Annotated in this window: 13 protein-coding genes; all 13 read right to left on the reverse strand. The window is 54.7% G+C overall.

The window, feature by feature from the left end; all coding sequences use genetic code 11:
- Nucleotides 1-51: 51 nt before the first annotated feature.
- On the reverse strand, nt 52-1,440 hold the full coding sequence (locus LOY68_RS31235; RefSeq protein WP_265041794.1) for a tetratricopeptide repeat protein: 1,389 nt from the start codon (nt 1,438-1,440) through the stop codon (nt 52-54).
- A 161-nt stretch (nt 1,441-1,601) separates the two neighbouring features.
- Nucleotides 1,602-2,432 (reverse strand): hypothetical protein, encoded by an 831-nt coding sequence (locus LOY68_RS31240; RefSeq protein WP_265041796.1) that lies wholly within the window; start codon nt 2,430-2,432, stop codon nt 1,602-1,604.
- Between the two features lie 6 nt (nt 2,433-2,438).
- The gene (locus LOY68_RS31245) at nt 2,439-3,242 is read right to left on the reverse strand and encodes a PoNi-like cognate immunity protein (protein ID WP_265041797.1); all 804 of its coding nucleotides are present in this window, start codon (nt 3,240-3,242) and stop codon (nt 2,439-2,441) included.
- Nucleotides 3,243-3,353: 111 nt separating this feature from the next.
- A complete protein-coding gene (locus tag LOY68_RS31250; protein ID WP_265041799.1) occupies nt 3,354-3,560 on the reverse strand; it encodes a hypothetical protein in 207 nt (68 codons plus the stop codon).
- 68 nt (nt 3,561-3,628) lie between these two features.
- Nucleotides 3,629-4,159, reverse strand: a complete 531-nt coding sequence (locus LOY68_RS31255; RefSeq protein ID WP_265041800.1) for a hypothetical protein — start codon at nt 4,157-4,159, stop codon at nt 3,629-3,631.
- Nucleotides 4,156-6,603, reverse strand: coding sequence for a M23 family metallopeptidase (locus tag LOY68_RS31260; RefSeq protein WP_265041802.1), 2,448 nt, complete (start codon nt 6,601-6,603; stop codon nt 4,156-4,158). Before LOY68_RS31260 ends, LOY68_RS31255 begins: the two co-directional genes overlap by 4 nt.
- 40 nt (nt 6,604-6,643) lie before the next feature.
- Entirely contained in the window at nt 6,644-8,680 is a 2,037-nt protein-coding gene (tssI, locus tag LOY68_RS31265) for a type VI secretion system tip protein TssI/VgrG (protein WP_265041804.1), read from the reverse strand.
- Nucleotides 8,681-8,708: 28 nt separating this feature from the next.
- Nucleotides 8,709-9,710 carry a serine/threonine-protein kinase gene (locus tag LOY68_RS31270; RefSeq protein ID WP_265041806.1) on the reverse strand — a complete coding sequence of 334 codons (1,002 nt, stop codon included), beginning with the start codon at nt 9,708-9,710 and terminating at the stop codon, nt 8,709-8,711.
- The gene (locus tag LOY68_RS31275; RefSeq protein WP_054048387.1) at nt 9,707-10,435 is read right to left on the reverse strand and encodes a PP2C family protein-serine/threonine phosphatase; all 729 of its coding nucleotides are present in this window, start codon (nt 10,433-10,435) and stop codon (nt 9,707-9,709) included. The genes LOY68_RS31270 and LOY68_RS31275 overlap by 4 nt, the downstream gene beginning before the upstream one ends.
- A complete protein-coding gene (tssM, locus tag LOY68_RS31280) occupies nt 10,435-13,974 on the reverse strand; it encodes a type VI secretion system membrane subunit TssM (protein WP_054048385.1) in 3,540 nt (1,179 codons plus the stop codon). Before tssM ends, LOY68_RS31275 begins: the two co-directional genes overlap by 1 nt.
- A 13-nt stretch (nt 13,975-13,987) precedes the next feature.
- Entirely contained in the window at nt 13,988-14,863 is an 876-nt protein-coding gene (gene icmH / locus LOY68_RS31285) for a type IVB secretion system protein IcmH/DotU (protein ID WP_054048383.1), read from the reverse strand.
- A 5-nt stretch (nt 14,864-14,868) separates the two neighbouring features.
- Nucleotides 14,869-16,200 (reverse strand): type VI secretion system baseplate subunit TssK, encoded by a 1,332-nt coding sequence (tssK, locus tag LOY68_RS31290; protein ID WP_265041810.1) that lies wholly within the window; start codon nt 16,198-16,200, stop codon nt 14,869-14,871.
- Nucleotides 16,201-16,202: 2 nt separating this feature from the next.
- Nucleotides 16,203-16,703 carry a type VI secretion system lipoprotein TssJ gene (gene tssJ, locus LOY68_RS31295; protein ID WP_054048380.1) on the reverse strand — a complete coding sequence of 167 codons (501 nt, stop codon included), beginning with the start codon at nt 16,701-16,703 and terminating at the stop codon, nt 16,203-16,205.
- Nucleotides 16,704-16,707: the final 4 nt, after the last annotated feature.

The raw sequence follows: 16,707 nt of genomic DNA on the forward strand, positions 1-16,707 counted from the left end.
TAAAAGTATGAAGGGGACTTAATGTCCCCTTCTTGCGGCGGCTTAAAGCGATCAGCCAGCCCCAACCTCACACGTACCATCCTGAAGATCAGGCGTGCTGTTTTTCCCCTTCGACAGATACCAATCAGCTAGCGAGCTGCTTGAGCAAAAAGCATTTTTCTCAGCATCGAAATAGAGCGCCACGATGTGGTTCACCATCGCGCCACGGTTGGGCAGGTAAACCTCCAACTCGTACACCACATCCGGCAGCGCAGCTTTCCTGTCGGATTTCAGCTTCGGTGGGCCCGTAAACTTGCAGGGTGCGTTCGAAAACACGTTGCCCAGAACACCACCCTGATAGGTATAAATCGAACAATTGCCTATCGAATCCTCATACGCCGCCGCCCCGACAACGCTCCCCTTCCAACTCACCGAACCGTTGGGTATCAGGCGCAGCTCCTGCGCCGACATATGATTTTCCTCTTCAATGGCGGCGATCATGGCTGGGGGCAATTTGGGCTCTACTTGCAGAGTGGAAGGCGCGGCATTAGCGGGCACATCGTCCAACTCCTCGCTTCGTTTTTTAACGCGCTCCGGGATTTTTCGCTGCTTGCCCGACAACACCATTAATTCCGAGTATTTTTTGTAGTGTCCCGACGCAATACGCTTTTCATTCCGGCCCCAATAGGCGTCTGCCAGATTGAGATAAGCGACGGTACGCTCAGGATTATTAGCGATCAATATTTCAAGCAACCAGATAGCATCGTCATTAAACCCGGCTTGTTGCCAGTAATAAGCAATATCATTGTAAAACTGCTGATCCGCCTTAGAGTAACCATTGAGCTTTATATGACGCTCAACAAATGAGCGCTTGGGAAAGCTGCGAAAACGCTTTTCATCAAGATACAGCCGAGCCGTGGCGTTCTTAAACTCGATTAACGCTTCAGTCTTGATACTTAAATCAAGTCGTTGAACGAGTTCTTTCTTAGTTTTACAGTCGGCGGTGTTACAAGAACCAGGCCGCACTGATTCATCAACCAGGTAACAATAAGGTTGAGGTGCATTAGCAGGACTTGGTATTTTGCGCAATCTCACCAGCGCCTCCTGAGGTTCCGACGATATTGAACAATAAGGCACCAAGCCAAAAATATCTGACACTCCTGCCTTATTTTTTTCAACCTCTGTAGGACTTAATACTTTACTTGCATCAACCAGGGCAACAGAAAAGTCATCAGGTTTGCTGACAAGCCAAAAGGTATTTTCCTGCGACGTACAGTCACATTCGCAACTGAGCACATATTGATCAGAGTGCATGTCCCATTTGGTTTTGGCCACTTCACCGACATCACAATAATTATCAATAGTGACAACAGTACAAACATTGGAGTCTGGATCACAATTAAGATTTCCAGCATCCGCCCATACGTGCCCAGCGGTTAAAACCAGAAAGACCACTAACACGATTGACTTCGCACTTACCATCTATTGCCCCAAATTATTGTAAATACTCACAACAAAAATATTAGCTTGCCACGCATCGAACGCAGCGCTCCCGTCGTATATCCATCAAGGAGTAAAAGTCACGAACTTTAATGTTAATACATAAGTAAAAGGGGAAAGATTTATTTATCCATTGACGCTGCGTCAGACAAACTAAAATACTTGGAAGCAGCCTTGGTAGATAAATATTTTTTTACTTGCAAAGCAACGACCAACGCAGGAGTAACACATCCTTTTTCTAGAACCCACTCGTTTGGCGAATCCTTCTCTAATTCATCAGAGATTTTCACCAACGAATCGCCATCCATTTCAACCACGCAGCTACCATAGGTGTTGGCAAACAACTTCATGGCGTTGTCATTATTTTCTAGCAGCGACTGGTAACTCAGTGACTTCAAAGGAACGGTTGGCTTCTGAAAAAAAGTACTTACTAACGCAATTTGATCCGCACTTGAAACCGTCTCCTCTCGCGAGAACACAAACTGCCCGCCTTTAAAATCACTTATGATATTTCTAAGATAGCAAACACTGTTAGAGGGACTACAGAAAAGATATCTGATAGAGATATTCCCATCCACCACAGACAGACCTTGAAAAATTTCCAGCCCGCCACTATTTTTTAGAGTTTTCGGTACGAGGTTTTCATTTTTCAAAATCTCCTTACCATAAGATTCAACAGTGAGTTCGTAAAATTCGGCGTTACTGTCGATGAGTTTTATCTGATCTATACTTCCGTCCCCCGTCACATCTCGGTTAAGCACCATAAAATCGGAAGCATTCGCAAGGCCAATGCAACTACTGAGCAAAGCAACTATAAAAATACCTTTTCCGAAGTATTTTCTGGCTTTTGGCGAACTGATCTGCATTAATAAATCTGTCCCCTTTTCCACGGCAATACGAGGCTGGATGAATAGCAATATAAACAACGTAGTTGCGTGCCCCTGATTAAACATTTAAAGCTACCTTTTAGGCGTCGATACAGTCATTGGCAAGTCTGTCGATCCAGTATAATTTCGAGCATACTCAACCAGATCCCTTGGGTAGACCCTGTGCTCGATTGTGCTGTCATCAATACCATACAGATATGCTATGGCGGCGGCCTCAAGTGCCCAATAACCAACATAGCTCCCCTTGTCACCCATCAAATGAGTATCGTGCCACGGTGCCTGTTCAAACGCGCAATACCAGTTCCGGCAATACTCTTCAAGCAGTGCCGAAGCCTCTCCTCCATCCTCCTCATAAATAGCGTGAACCAGCGGGGTATAGGTTTCGTGGTTCCATTCATCCACGTCGTGACGATTGGGAACGACCTTACTCAGCAAATCCTCAAAAAGCGTATCGTCGCCGGCATAACCCGCGTTATCAAACATAGCGACGAAGGGAACCGCTAAATCTATTCGATGAAGCAATATACATAGGCTGATGACCTGAACACATTCCTCATATTCGTAAAGCAGCCCTAGATCAAGCGGGGGAATATTGGGTGAATTCTCATAAGCTGCGAGGGTTTTCTGGACTTCCTGATATTGCTCGACAAGCTTTTCCAGAAGAGGGGCCAGACTGCCAATTGCGTCCCCTGCCGTGTAACGAATCAATATTTCATCCAGGGTAAGCTCTTGAAAATACCGAGCCCTAAGAGATTTCTCCTGTTCTGGTGAATCAGCTTCAAATATATTTTTATTGGCGAACTCAAGGTCAGATTCTTTGACTTTAAAGAAATTTGAAAGCCTTGCATCACTCAAAAATTCTTGTCGTTTGCTCATGACTATCAAATTTTTTTAACCAAGACCGTCAATGCGCTGAAAAAAGGACATATTTATCATCAAACAATGGCCAATCCTATTGTCTAGTCCTGAAATAGGTTTACACCTGTTTCACCCCAACGCCCGATGCATCGCATCGGGCGTTTTGTATTTCACCGAAGCACCGGACCACTTAGAAAGTGCGTCGTAATAAATTCTAAGTTTAAACTTTACCTGGCTTTCTTGAGATAGCTCAAAACAAAAATTTTCAATGGTTACCTGGCAATATGCCGTCACAGGAAAAAGACACAACGACAACGACAAAAATAGCTTCTTCATATGATATTCCTTATTAAGGTTTCTGATGCTCTAGAGAAACGTCCATCGTGTGCGTCCCCAAATAGTAATTACTCTCCAGGCCCGTAGCCACATTGGCCATCACTTAAATCCGGCGGGTATTTCTTATCGCTATTCTGATACCAATCAGACAAAGAACCGCTGAGGCAATATGTAGCCTTTTGCTCGTCAAAATATAAAGCGATCATTTCGTCAGTCATTGCACCGCGATTAGGAAGGTACAATTTAATTTTATACAAGATATCAGGCATGGAAGTATTTCTTGATTCATTTACGTCTGCCGGACCTTTGAACTCACAGGGAACTCCATTAAACAATGAAAATAAGATGTTGCCGGTATATTTATAAACTGAGCAACTCTTCTGCTCACCCTTGATAGAGATAGAAACTAAATATTCACTCCCCCATTTCAAGGCACCTCCACTTTCAATTTTCACCTTATCCACGGAAGTAGCATTTCTTTCTGATATAGCACCCAACATCACTTTCGGAAGTTCAGGCGCTAGTAGAATGTTTTCATTTGCATTAGCGCAACAACCGGTTGCAAAGCTCAACAGCAAAAAGATCACAAAATTTTTCATGAAGTCTTACTCATTGAATAGTTCATTTTTACAGTCTGACGCGGGGTCGTAAAAGTCTCAGCGACAGTAGTTTCCAGCGAATCACTCAAATAACGGTATATATATTTCGCATAAGCCTGCCTTTCGTGATAACCGTTACCACCGCCGTTGACTGCAACGGATACCGCACCGACAATTTCAGGAGTCATCCCTTTATCACAAGTACGATTTATATTTATGGCGCCACTAGCGATTTTAACTACTTTTGATACCCAGTAGAACCCTCCGCTATCACACGCATTATAAGGCCGGCTTTCTATAAGCTGAGGATCGTAACGGGGCGACCAGCGTTTTGGAATGCCAGTAACTTGACCATTTTGGGGACTAACAGGATCTCCCCAGTAATGGGTAGAGGTCGCTGTAATTCTATCATCTTCATAATGATTATTTACTGGCTCGGGAAGAGATCGTACGGTCCTGTATTCCCCATACGATTCGTAGTTCCCAGCCCATGTCAACTGCATGATACCGCGACCATAAAAGACACTGTAATACTGAGCCTTTGGAATGTTAGGATTTGGATGCCCAGTGCCGTATTCGCGAACTACTCTCCAGCGGTTTGTTTCCAACATAGTCTGAGCAAGAAAGTGAGATTGTCTTAAAGCACCTGTAATGACGTACCTCAAAGCCGTTTTATTTAGTTCTATATAGTATTTACTTAAGCTAGTCTTAGCCCGAGCGTGTGAAATCTCATAGTTGTCTCCACCTGAAGTATTTACAACCCATGTGCTCCCCGTATGATCATAAAAATGATACTTCGGGACCGTATATGCGATTTCATCTAAACTGAGCCATGAGCATTTTCTAAATAAGGAAACAAAAGATCTTGGAGGAAAATGCCAATGCTTGTTTTCAATACTCGGTATACCTGCTTCCTCCCAAAAACCTAACGCTTGCTGGTGGGCTTTTAGTTTTTGATACTTGTCCTGTGCCATTGGACCGCCATCACACACTTTCAGTAACCAGCCGTAGCGAGCATCGAAATCGTTCTTACTCCATTCAGTTGGAAATTTGCAGATGAAATTATTTATCATTCTTTGAACATCAGGATGTTGCAACTTGACCTTATTTGAATTTCGCTCAGCAACATATCTCTCCGACAAGCTTAGTTTATCCTCTGGAGATAGTGCTGCATAGGCAGGAGATGAGGCAATACTTATCGCATCGGTTCTATCAGATACTACTTTGTTTGCATCTAGATCCAATAAACCTCGAATGAACTGCGATTGGCAATGGCTGTCGGCGTCAGTATCATCATCAATAAGTCGCCACCCCATCCAATGAGGAAAGTCAGCATCACTAAACTTGGTAACTGACATATGGTTAAAATCCACCCAGCCTACTTTACTTGTCTCTCCTGTCTTGCCAGGAAATTTTATTGCCCTCCAGTGAGCCGCGTCGGAAGGCTGTAGTTGATCATTGCCTAAAACCCTTCCGAACCGCAAAAGCTCATACCCAGCACTAGGCGACTGAGGGTAGATTTTTTTAGATTTATTATAAAGATTATACTCGTAATCAATCTCTTCCTCTTGCACTCCTATCTCCATGCCAGAGCGTGTAAAAGAAGTCAGGCGGCACTGTCCATTGGCATAACTCATACGGACAAAAAAACCATCTTGGAGCTCTAAAGCCATAGCCCAATCATAACCACCCACTAAAGGGGTTGAGGATGTAGAAGATGAGGGCGAGCCACCTTCTTGAATTGGAGGCGGACCAGCGGACATAGCAGGACATTGATAAACAACAGGAGAGCTATTCTGTGAGCTAACACGATTAGTCGGTGCGCTTTGATAAGCTCTAACTTCAGGAGGTATAAAAAAATACATATCCCCCCAACAACTATCAGTTCTTCCGCTCGCAGTCTGATAATTTAAGTCTCGTGCGGTTCGACCAGTAAAATTCGCGATCTGACTTTGATCAGCGATTACCTCAAAATGAATCCTTCCCTTTTCACCATAAATACTTCCTGCATCGCCAATAGAGTCTTTACGATAAATCACCTTACCTTTTTGTGGACTGGCCACGTTGATTTTCGAAAGATGCATGTAAATGGAATAAAAAACGACTGTAGCTTTCGTACCTTCGCCTATCTCCGTCTCATGCTTAATAACAACACACCCGTCATCAGTCCATTTATCACGGTAACGCAGTGGGTGATTCGGATCGGTACTCTCAGGCGTCGGATTGCGAAAATAAGCCAACGTACCATCAGAGATAGCGCGTACAGGCAAAGCATTCTGACCATCCTTCGGAGCAGTCAGGTGCATGCCACCATGCCAATTAAGGTCAAAACTCAGCGGATATCCACCATCGCCAGGAACGCCGCCAACCATGGCGCGCGCCAGAAATGCCTCGTCGGTTTCTCCTGCAATTTGAGCGGGAATAAAGGGAGGGCTAATAATCATTTTGAAAAATCCTTGTCCATGTTGGCGCTTGTTATTCCGTTCATAGCGAGAAGGGGTAATCGACTGTAGGTTTCAGTTTTTCCGGCGGCGCATTCATCAACGCCTCATCCATCAAACTCCCCGCCTTATCCTGATCCGCAGCCCCCGGCAGCACCGGCGGTTTAATCCCGATCCCGGTCCCACTTCCCGCCGACCCACCAGCGTTGATTTTGATAACGGGCCCAACAACCGTAATCCCGCCAGCATCCAGCTTGATGAAACTCCCCCCGGCCTTAACCGTGAGCTCCATCCCAGCCTCAATAACAATCTTGTCCCCAGCCTTCAGATGTATCTCTTTCCCGACACTCGTCAGCTGCGCAGTCCCCAACTTCACATGCTGGTTCTGCCCAATCGTCAGGTGGTCATCCATCCGCGTTTCAATCTTGCGATCCGAAATCGTGGTGCGATGTTCTTCCGCCTTCAGCTCGGTGTAGGTGTTCTTCTCCACCGTGTCGTGACGTTCATTGCCCACGCGAATCTTCTGATCGTGCTCAATGTTTTCATCCCAATCGCGCTGGGCATGCAGGTAGATCTGTTCCGCGCCTTTCTTGTCTTCGATCCGCAGTTCGTTGTAGCCACCGCCCCCCGGTGAGCTGAGGGTTTTGAACACGGTGCGGGTTTTGTTCGCCGGCAGTTCGTAGGGGACGAGGTTTTCCTTGTGGTACAGGCAACCGGTCACCAGCGGTTGATCGGGGTCGCCTTCGAGGAAGGTGACGAGGACTTCCATGCCGATGCGTGGGATGGCGATGGCGCCGTAGCGGTCGCCGGCCCAGCTTGAGGAGACGCGCATCCAGCAGCTGGTTTTGTCGTCGGCCTGGCCTTCGCGGTCCCAGTGGAATTGCACTTTGATGCGGCCGTATTGGTCGCAGTGGATTTCTTCACCTTTGGGGCCGGTGACCATCGCCGTTTGGCTGCCGAGGACGCGGGGTTTCGGGTGTTCCAGGGCTGGGCGGTAGAACACGGCCCACGGCGTGGCGAGGAAGCGGTTGCGGTAGCCCTGGTGGAAGTCGTCTTTGTTGTCGGTGGTGTCGCTGGGTACCGCTTCTTCGAGGACTTGCGGCTGTTTGCCTTCGTGGAAGATTTCGGTGAGTAGCCAGAGGTCGTTCCACTCGGTGCGCGGGTGGTCGGACATTTCCAGGAAGTGGCCGCTGATTAAACGTGTCTGGTCGCCCCATCCTTCGGCTTGTTGGTAGTCGGCGCGATGGCGTTCGAGGGCGCGTTGGCTGAGGAACTTGCCACGCGCGCGGTCGATGAAGCGGCCGGGGTAGTCGTAGTCTTCCAGGTCCGGTTCGGTGCTTTCGCCTTCGGGTTTGTAGCCGGATTCCAGTTGCAGGCGCGGTTTTTCGAAGTCGTAATCGCGACGGGTCGTGCGGCTGGTGCGGGTTTCCAGGCGTAGCTTGAAGCCTTTGATCACCGGCTCATCCGCAACCATGCCACTGCCCTGCACATACGCGGTCGGCTGGCCGAGTTTCGGGAACACGGTCTGGTCATCGCCGAATACCAGCAAATGAGCTTTTTCGCTGTGCTGGAAGTGGTAGTGAATGCCTTCTTCCTCGCACAACCGCTGAACAAAGTGCAGGTCGGTTTCATCGTACTGCACGCAGTAATCGCGGTCCGGGCACACGACGCTCAACTGGAAGTTGTAAGCGTTGCCTTTGATGCCGTGCTCGTCGAGGATCAGCGCGATGATTTTCGGCGCCGACATCTGCTGGTAGATGCGCTGGTTGGTGCGGTGGTGCAGGTATTGCAGTTGCGGCACCAGGGAGATTTTGTAGCGGGTCAGGCGTTTGCCGGCATCGCCTTGGGCGACGCGGTAGATCTGGCCGTGGATGCCGGAGCCTTGCGGATCGAGGGCGAGGAAGGCCTGTTTGTGCAGGAGTTTTTCCAGGTCCAGGTCCGGGTTTTCGCTGACCAGCTCAAGGTCGAAGCGATACGGCTGGCTGATGCCTTCGGTGCCAGTGAACGACAACACTTGCAGGTCGCCGACGTAGTCTTCAACGGTGAGGCTGAAGTGCGTTTCGTTAGCGGGGTTGAACATAGTTTGCTCCCTGTTCGGTAGTCATCCGTTACGCCCGCAGTCGCATGCGTTGCAGCAAAGACGAAGTGGCGCCCATGGCGCTACGTAATTGGGCGGCGCTGATGGTTCGATCAGCCGCGTTGAAGGTCAGCGCTTTGCGCAAGGCTGGCCAGCAGTGTTTGGGTAGATTGCGGGGGGCGTGCAGTTCGCGCTCCAGGCGTTCGTCGCGGGCCTGGGTCGAAGGCAAGCGGCGGAACGGGTGTTTGCCGCCGGCCAGTTCGTAGAGCACGCAAGCCACGCCGTAAACGTCAGCGCTTGCGGTCAGCGGTTGGCCTTCGAGCAGTTCCGGGGCGGCGTAGCCGGGGGTCCAGGCGTTGAAGCGGCTGCGGCTCAGGTGCGGCAGGCCGGGCAGGATGCCCTCTTCGGCCTGGCCGAGGCCGAAGTCGAACAGGCGCACGCCTTCTTCGCTGAGCATCACGTTGCTCGGTTTCATGTCACCGTGCAGCACGCCGCGAGCGTGGGCGTAGGCCAGCGCGTCGAGCAGCGGCAGCGCGATGTCACGCAGTTCTTTCCACGGCAGGCCCAGGGGCCGCTCGCAGAGTAATTTGTCCAGGGTCAGCCCACGCATGAGTTCCATGGTGATGAAGGCACGCTGGCAGTCGGTGTCGACTTCAAAGGTGTGAAAGCGCAGCACGTTGTCGTGGCGCAAGCGTCGGGTCAGGGCGAACTCGCTGTAGAGCAAGGCACTGGCGTCCGGCGATTCGGCAAATTCTTCGCTGAGGATTTTCAGCGCGATGTAAGGGTCGGGATCGCCGAACTGTTCGCTCAGCAAGTCCCGTGCGCGGTAAACCGCGCCCATGCCACCGGCACCGAGCAGGCGCTCGATGCGGTAACGGCCCGCCAGCACGTCGGGCAATTCGCCGACGCTGGCCCGGGTCGGCGCCAGCGCGGGTGAAGCCGGATTGGGCTTGGCGAACGCAAAGTAGGTCAGGTTGTTGTCCTGCTCTTCGCTCACCAGCAGGTCGTCGATCGGTCGCATGAGTTCAGTCATTGGCGGATCACCACGGCAGTCAGGTTGTCCCGAGCCGAGCCACGCAAAGCGCCGTCGAACAGACGCTCCAGCGCAACGTGCGGCGCGGTCAGGCTCAGGGCGTTGCCCAGGGCATCGCTGCTGAGCCCTTGGTACAAACCGTCGCTGCACAACAGGAACGTATCGCCGGGATAAACCTCAAGTTCGAGCACGTCCAGCGTCAGCACATCGGCCGCCCCGACCGCACGGGTCAGGGCATGAGCCGATGGATGGGCGCGGGCGTCTTCGACACTCATGTTTTGCTCGTCGATCAGTTGCTGTTGCAGCGAATGGTCCTTGGACAGCTGATACAAGCGCTGGCCACGCCACATATAGCAACGGCTGTCGCCGGCCCAGATGCAGGCCGCGCGACTGCCTTCCACCAGCAGCGCCACCACGGTGCTGCCCATGATGCTGTCGTGGCGCCCGGCGGTGACGGTCAACTCCTGGCCCAAGCGGCGGTTGATCCAGTGCAAGCACTGGCGAATGCCTTTGAGTCGTTCGTCGAAGTCTTCCTGCACCGGCAATTCCGCCAGGCTGGCGACGATCAACTGGCTGGCGATATCGCCACCCTGATGACCGCCCATGCCGTCCGCGACCACCCACAGCCCGTGCTGTGGAGCGTCGAGGAAAGCATCTTCGTTGCGCGCCCGAACCTTGCCCGGATCGGTACGCGCAGCGCTGCGCCAGGGACTGGCAACCAGCATCAGAGTTGCACCGGCATACGGAAGGTACGCAGCACGCCCATGTCGAACGGGTTCGGCGTGCGTTGGCTCGACAGCAGGTAGTTGGCGCGCAGGCCACCCACGTCCGCTTTCAAGACCAGCACGTCGCGACCGTTCAGGTACTCGGTCTGCATCAAGTCGAACAGACGGAACAGCGACCATGGGCCGGTGTTCTTCTCAATGCCGATCGGGCGACCGACCATTTTGTCGAGGACCAGGCTGGTGCGACCGTCTTCAGCATCGGTCGGCCATTTGAACGCCATCGGCAGGATCGGGCCGTGACGGTACTCCATGGTCTTGTCGCCAAACTTGAACTCTGAACGGCTGACGGCCGGGTCGAGGGTGTACGGCTCCAGTTTGAATTGCACTTGCGGCTCGGCCGGGTTCTCGGCGAAGAAGCTCTGGCGAATGGTTTGCGCCGCGGCCATCTGGTCGAGGTAGACCTTGGAGATCGGCAGGCTGTGACCATCGACGCTGCGCATGCGGTAGTTGCCCGGATCGCCGCTGACGAAGGGACGCATGTAGGTGTCGAAGAAGCGATCGACGATGCCCTGGGCCTTGAAGAACTCGCGGAAGTCGCTGATCGCGACATCACTGGTGCTGTGGGCGCTGAACGGATAACGCTTGTTGATCGCCTTGCCATAGAAACCGTACAGCTCGCTCTGGTAGCGCTGGTTCAGGTACTGGTAGGAATCGTTGAGCACCAGACGCCAGGTGTCTTCGGCCAACACGTTGAACCAGACACTGACCGGACGTGGCAAACGGTTGGACGCATTGCGCAGGTTGCTCAGCGCATCGCGCTGGCCGCCCATGCGAGTCTTGGCCATTTCAAAAGCAGCCTGCTCTGGCGAACTGGCACGGGCCAGGCTCGCGACTTGCAGCTGCAGGTCGTTGAGCGCGGTCAGGGCCGGGGTCAGATCAGCGGCCGGGCCGTTGTTGTCATCCAGCAGACGGTGCAGTGGTTCGAAGCGCCGTTGCAGGGATTTCTTCGCGGTGTCCGGCAGGTTCTTGGCGGCGGCCATGTCGGACGCCTTGTCCGCTACGGCGGACGCCAGTTTGCCAACCTTGCCCAACTTGCCTTTTTGATCGGCCAGCGCGCCAGCCGCATCGGCTGCTTGATCAACCGGCTCGGCATCTGCCGGGAACCGGGTGTTCTCGCGCACTTCCACCAGCAGTTGCAGGACTGGGGAGTTGGCCGAGGTCAGGCCCGCCAGTTGCTCGGCGCCCTCGCTGAAGTCGCTGATCGCCGGCAAGGCAACTTGGCCCACGGCTTCGCTCCAGAAGTTGGCGTAGTCGCGGAAATACAGTTGTTCCAGTTCGACCATCAGGCGACGCAAGTCCATGCCGCTGATGCCCGAGCCTTCGCCCAGTACCCAGTTGTCACGCAGCATATCGCTGACCAGCGTAGCGCCCTGCACCGAGAAGTACTGCTGATAACCCTGTTGGGTGTAGAACCCCGGGATCACATAGTCAGTACCGACAAACAACGAAGCCTGCGGCCCCATATGTTGGCTCAAACGGTATTCCGGCAGGTTGCGGGCCTGCTCGCGGAGCATCCGGTAAACCACGTTCGCCAAGGACTCGCTACGCAAGACCTGACGCGCCTGGGCCACCAGTTGATCGTTCAGCGGGTAGATAAACGGCTGCTCCAGCAAACGCTCGAAGTGCGTGTTCAAGCCGTTCTGCACCGCGGTGTTGCCGGTGTAACGCTGGGACCACTCGGTGGCGACCCAATCCTTGAGCCAACCGGCGTCGCGGCGATCCTTCATGTTCAGCATCAGGTACGCACGCAGGCTGTTGAGCAAGCGCTCGCGGTCCTGCATGTTGGCGCGGATCTGCCCTTCAAGCAGGGTCGCGACCCGTGGCAACAGCTGCGCTTGAAGCTCACGCTCGTAGGCGGCCTTGACCACCGGGTTAGACTCTTCGCCCTGATACAGACCTCCACGTTCGTGGTAACTCACGTCGCCCTTTTTCGGGAACACCTGAGTCGCCGCGTAGCTGCTGTCGAGGGTTTTCAGTACCGCCATGGAATCATCACGCGGGGTCAGTGCCGAGCGTGATTGCGTCCAGTTTTGTGCCAGGGTCCGCAGGTTTTCCAGACGCTCGTAGTTAGCGGAGAAACCGCCAGCCCAGAGCATGCCGAACAGCGCCAGCGCCGCCAATGCGCCCACGTACAAGGCACGCTGGCCCCAGTGGATGCGGCTGCGTTCGCGCTTGTCCAGGCCGGCCAGATCGGCTTCCGGGAAAATCACGCGGCTGAGCAAATGGTGAATAAAGCGCGAACGACCGCTGCGCAGGGTTGGCAGCACGCCAGAGTTGATGCCCAGATTGGCGCCGATGCCGGCGGTGGTCTGGTCCATCTCTTGGGTCAGGTGCGGTGCGCTGGTCAGGTAGAAACCGCGCAACTGGCTGACACGCTGATAGCGGTTGCCGGTGAACGCCATGTCGACGAACAGGCACAGGCGCTCGCCGATCTGCCCCAGTTGATGCGGGAAGTCGAGGATGCGGCCACGGCGCTGGGTGTCGCGCTCCTGGTGCATGCGCATGATCACTTGGCTGTTCAGGCGACGCAGCAGCTCTTCGAACTCGGCGCGCAATACCGCCACGTCGGTGCCGCTTTGCTCTTTGCGGAAACTGGTGCCGAGCACCTGATCGCTTTCTTCGCGGGTCAGTTGATCGAAGAACTCGTCGAAACCGAGCAGGCGATCAGCCTTGCTCAACACCAGGTAAACCGGCACATCGACGTGCAGCTTTTGATGCACATCCTGCAACCGCGCACGGACCTGGCGCGCCAGGGTGTCGAGGTCTTGCTCGCTGCCGCCCAGCAGGGTTTCCACCGGAATGGTCACCAGTACGCCGTTCAACGGACGGTTGCGGCGACGTTTGCGCAGCAGGTCGAGCAAGGTGCTCCAGGCGCTGCCATCGACTTCGGCATCCGGCTGGGTCAGGTAACGGCCAGCGGTGTCGATCAGTACGCCGTGGTCGGCGAAGTACCAGTCGCAATGACGGGTGCCGAGGGTGTCGCGAGTGAGTTTGCGGTCGATCTTGTTGATCGGAAACTCAAGGCCCGAGAAGTCCAGCAGACTGGTCTTGCCGCTGCCCTGTGGACCGATCAGCAAGTACCAGGGCAAATCACTGCGCCAGCGCTCACTGCGACCGCGATACAGGCTCGAAGTCTTGAGGGTTTTCAGCGCGTCCTTGAAACGCACCTTCAGTTCTTTCTGCTCTTCGTCGATCAGCTCTTCACGGCGGATACGATCCTGGCCGTCTTCGGTGTCTTCGATGGCTTTCTTGCGAACACCCGCGCGCCAGCTGACGAAGACCATGGTCAGGCCCCAGATCAGGAACAGCACACTGATGGTCAGCAGGCGGGAGGTCGAACCTTCCCAGAACTTGTAGTCATCAACGGCCAGCAGCGGCCCGACGAACCACACCAGCAGCGCGAGGAACAACACCACCAGCAGGGTCCAGACCCAGGTCTTGCGCAAGAATGCGCCGACTTTCTTGAAAAACTTTTTCATCACACGTCCCTGTTTACGGCTGCGACTGCGGCTGGACCGCGGCCGGATCTAGCTGCTGATAAGGTTGCAGAACGGTTTCGCGTTGCTCGCCCAGTACCCAGGCGAAACCCGAATACATCACCACCAGGCACACCAACGTGAACAGCACCACCATCCACGCCGGCACGATGCGCACCAGGCTGCGGCGCTGATCGTTCAAGCCTTCCCAATGCGGCGACAGTTCGCGAGGCACGTCGCCGCGCAGTTGACGAATCTGGCGATACAAGGCGTCGCGGATGCCTTCGAGTTCGAGCATGCCGCGGGCTTGCACCCGGTATTTGCCTTCGAAGCCCAGGGACAGGCACAGGTACATCAGCTCCAGCATCGGCAGGTGCTTGACCGGGTTTTTCGACAGGCGATCCAACAGCTGGAAAAACTTCTCGCCGCCGAAGGTTTCGTTGTGGAAGCTGCTGAGCAGGCTCATCTGCGACCACTCGCTTTCGTTGCCCCACGGCGTGGTCACGACGGCTTCGTCGACCACGGTGCAGAGCACGTAACGGGCGGCCATCACCTGGCTGCTTTCGGCGCCGTTGTGCAGCGCGCGCACTTCAAACAGCTTCAGCGCGGAGGTCAGTCGCTCGTTGAGCGCGTACATGTCTTCACGTGTGTCGCTGTGCTTGAGGCGAACCACTTCCGACAACAGGTCAGAGCCTGCGGCCACCAGCGAATTGAGACTGATGTTGAACGCTTCGGCCGGACGCAAGCGTGCGGCGTAGATCATGCGTTCTTCGAGCTGTTCGAAACGCGGCGGTGCGGCGAAGTCTGTCAGTGGACTCTGCGCCGGGCCGTGGCCCTGGCGGTCGAGCAGGACGGTTTTGTCGTCCTGGTTATATTCCGTGTCCTTGATCATGTCGGTCAGTTCCTGATGGCCCAGAATTTCAGTTCAAGCTCGGCAAATTCGCCGGACACGTGGAACGCGAAGCCGCCGGAGCGCTCGAGTTGTGCCAGGTCTTCGGAACTGAGTTCGAGGATGAAATAGGTTTTGTTGGAGTGGAACGCGATCTGCCGCGGGGCCACCGGCAACGGTTTGACCTTGATGCCAGGCAGATGCAGGTTGACCAGTTGGCGGATGCGCTCCACCGGGCCGACCTTGAGGTGCGCCGGCAAGCGGTGGCGCAGTTCTTCGGAATCGCAGTTGGCACTGGCCGCGAGCACGAACGACGCCGAGCCCAGCAGTTTGTGGTCGTGCAACGGCGACACGATGATCCCGTACTGACGCGCTTGCAGCACCAGTTCGATGGCGTGCTGTTCGAGCACCATCGACAGCACCTGACGAATCGCTTCCATCAGTTTGCGGAAGCTCGCGCCCTGGTCGCTGTGCTGGTAACGGCTGTCCAGGCGCGGGCGTTTGCTGTCGCTGGAGAACGTCGCCAGTTCGCCAAGCATGGTCAGCAACGCGCGGTACAACTCTTCCGGGTGAACCTGCTCCAGCCCGAGGTAGTGACGCAGCAGCAGTTCGGTGCGGTTGATCAGTTGCAGCATCATGAAGTCGCCGACTTCAGCGCCACCGACCTTGCCGTTGGAACGGATCCGGTCGGCGATGGTGTCGCCCCGGTGGCCGAGCATGCTGATCACTTCCTTGAGACATGACAGCAAGTAGCTGGAGGAATGCGCCTGGATGTAGGTCGGCACGAAGTCCGGGTCGAGGCTGATCACGCCGTCCGGCGTGGTGTCGAGCACTTCGCAGACCTTCAGTTTCACGTAGGCCTGGTCGCTCTGCTGCTCGCCGAGCAACAGTTTGAAGTCCGGGCGTGCGCAGCTGACCTGGCTGGACGAATCATCGCCCGCGTTGGAGTCAGCGACTTCCGATTCATACGCGGTGTAGCGCGCCAGCACGTCGGATTGCTCCGGGCGACGGGCTTCGATGTGGTTGCCGGTGACCAGCGGCAGCGCCAGGTAGATTGGCGTATTGCCCGTGTTCGGCGGTACGTCCAGGGCCAACGGCTCGGTGTTGCCGCCCAGTTCGAACAGGCTGCCGTCCGGCAAAATCCCCGAGGCCTGGCTGATCACCAGTTTGCCCATGTTGAGGAACTGCAAGTCGATGTCCAGGTTCAGGAAGCCCCAGGTGTAGCTGCCCAGCAACTGGGTGCGGGTCTTCATCTGGTGTTCGTAGTAGCGATCGTTGTGCTGGAAGTGCTGCGGACGCAGCAGCATGCCTTCCTGCCAAATGACTTTATGGGAGTTCATGATCAGTCAACCGCCTTGGCGAGCGTTTCATTGGTGTTGCGGATGCCGGACTGGTCGAGTGTCAGGTCAGCCTCGGTGACTTCCACCGGGGTGACTTGCACCGTGTAGCGCCACTTGGTTTCCGGCAGGTCGCGGTAGGCGGCGAGGACGCCAACGTAGCGGCTGCCCTCCTCCACGCTGAGCTTGAGCTCGACGGTTTCGCCCGGACGCAGCTCCAGTTCTTCGGTGGCCACCATGTCCGGGGCCAGGGATTCCTTGGCGCGCTCGTACAGGCTGAAGAAGTCAGCGTTCTCGAAGGCCACCGGGTGCTTGAGTTCGAACAGGCGCACGACGATTGGCGACGGACGACCGTTAAGGTCCGGGTTCAGTTGATCGCTGGCGGTCAGCTTGAGGTTGAGTTTTGTCACATGGGAGTACGGCGACAGCGACGAGCAGCCGGCCAGCAGCACCAGGGCTGTGAGCGCTGTCAGCGTCTTGAAAAAAGCGGTCGAGCAGCGAGACATGCGC

Origin of the sequence: Pseudomonas sp. B21-053, from assembly GCF_026016365.1 — a bacterium.
GTDB classification, from domain to species: Bacteria; Pseudomonadota; Gammaproteobacteria; order Pseudomonadales; family Pseudomonadaceae; genus Aquipseudomonas; species Aquipseudomonas nunensis.

Excerpts from the sequence above, each read along its gene's own strand:
- tssI (WP_265041804.1), bottom strand. The coding sequence starts at position 8,680 with ATGTTCAACCCCGCTAACGAAACGCACTTCAGCCTCACCGTTGAAGAC.
- tssJ (WP_054048380.1), bottom strand. The coding sequence starts at position 16,703 with ATGTCTCGCTGCTCGACCGCTTTTTTCAAGACGCTGACAGCGCTCACA.
- tssK (WP_265041810.1), bottom strand. The coding sequence starts at position 16,200 with ATGAACTCCCATAAAGTCATTTGGCAGGAAGGCATGCTGCTGCGTCCG.
- LOY68_RS31260 (WP_265041802.1), bottom strand. The coding sequence starts at position 6,603 with ATGATTATTAGCCCTCCCTTTATTCCCGCTCAAATTGCAGGAGAAACC.
- LOY68_RS31275 (WP_054048387.1), bottom strand. The coding sequence starts at position 10,435 with ATGCTGGTTGCCAGTCCCTGGCGCAGCGCTGCGCGTACCGATCCGGGC.
- tssM (WP_054048385.1), bottom strand. The coding sequence starts at position 13,974 with ATGAAAAAGTTTTTCAAGAAAGTCGGCGCATTCTTGCGCAAGACCTGG.
- icmH (WP_054048383.1), bottom strand. The coding sequence starts at position 14,863 with ATGATCAAGGACACGGAATATAACCAGGACGACAAAACCGTCCTGCTC.
- LOY68_RS31250 (WP_265041799.1), bottom strand. The coding sequence starts at position 3,560 with ATGAAGAAGCTATTTTTGTCGTTGTCGTTGTGTCTTTTTCCTGTGACG.
- LOY68_RS31245 (WP_265041797.1), bottom strand. The coding sequence starts at position 3,242 with ATGAGCAAACGACAAGAATTTTTGAGTGATGCAAGGCTTTCAAATTTC.
- LOY68_RS31255 (WP_265041800.1), bottom strand. The coding sequence starts at position 4,159 with ATGAAAAATTTTGTGATCTTTTTGCTGTTGAGCTTTGCAACCGGTTGT.
- LOY68_RS31240 (WP_265041796.1), bottom strand. The coding sequence starts at position 2,432 with ATGTTTAATCAGGGGCACGCAACTACGTTGTTTATATTGCTATTCATC.
- LOY68_RS31270 (WP_265041806.1), bottom strand. The coding sequence starts at position 9,710 with ATGACTGAACTCATGCGACCGATCGACGACCTGCTGGTGAGCGAAGAG.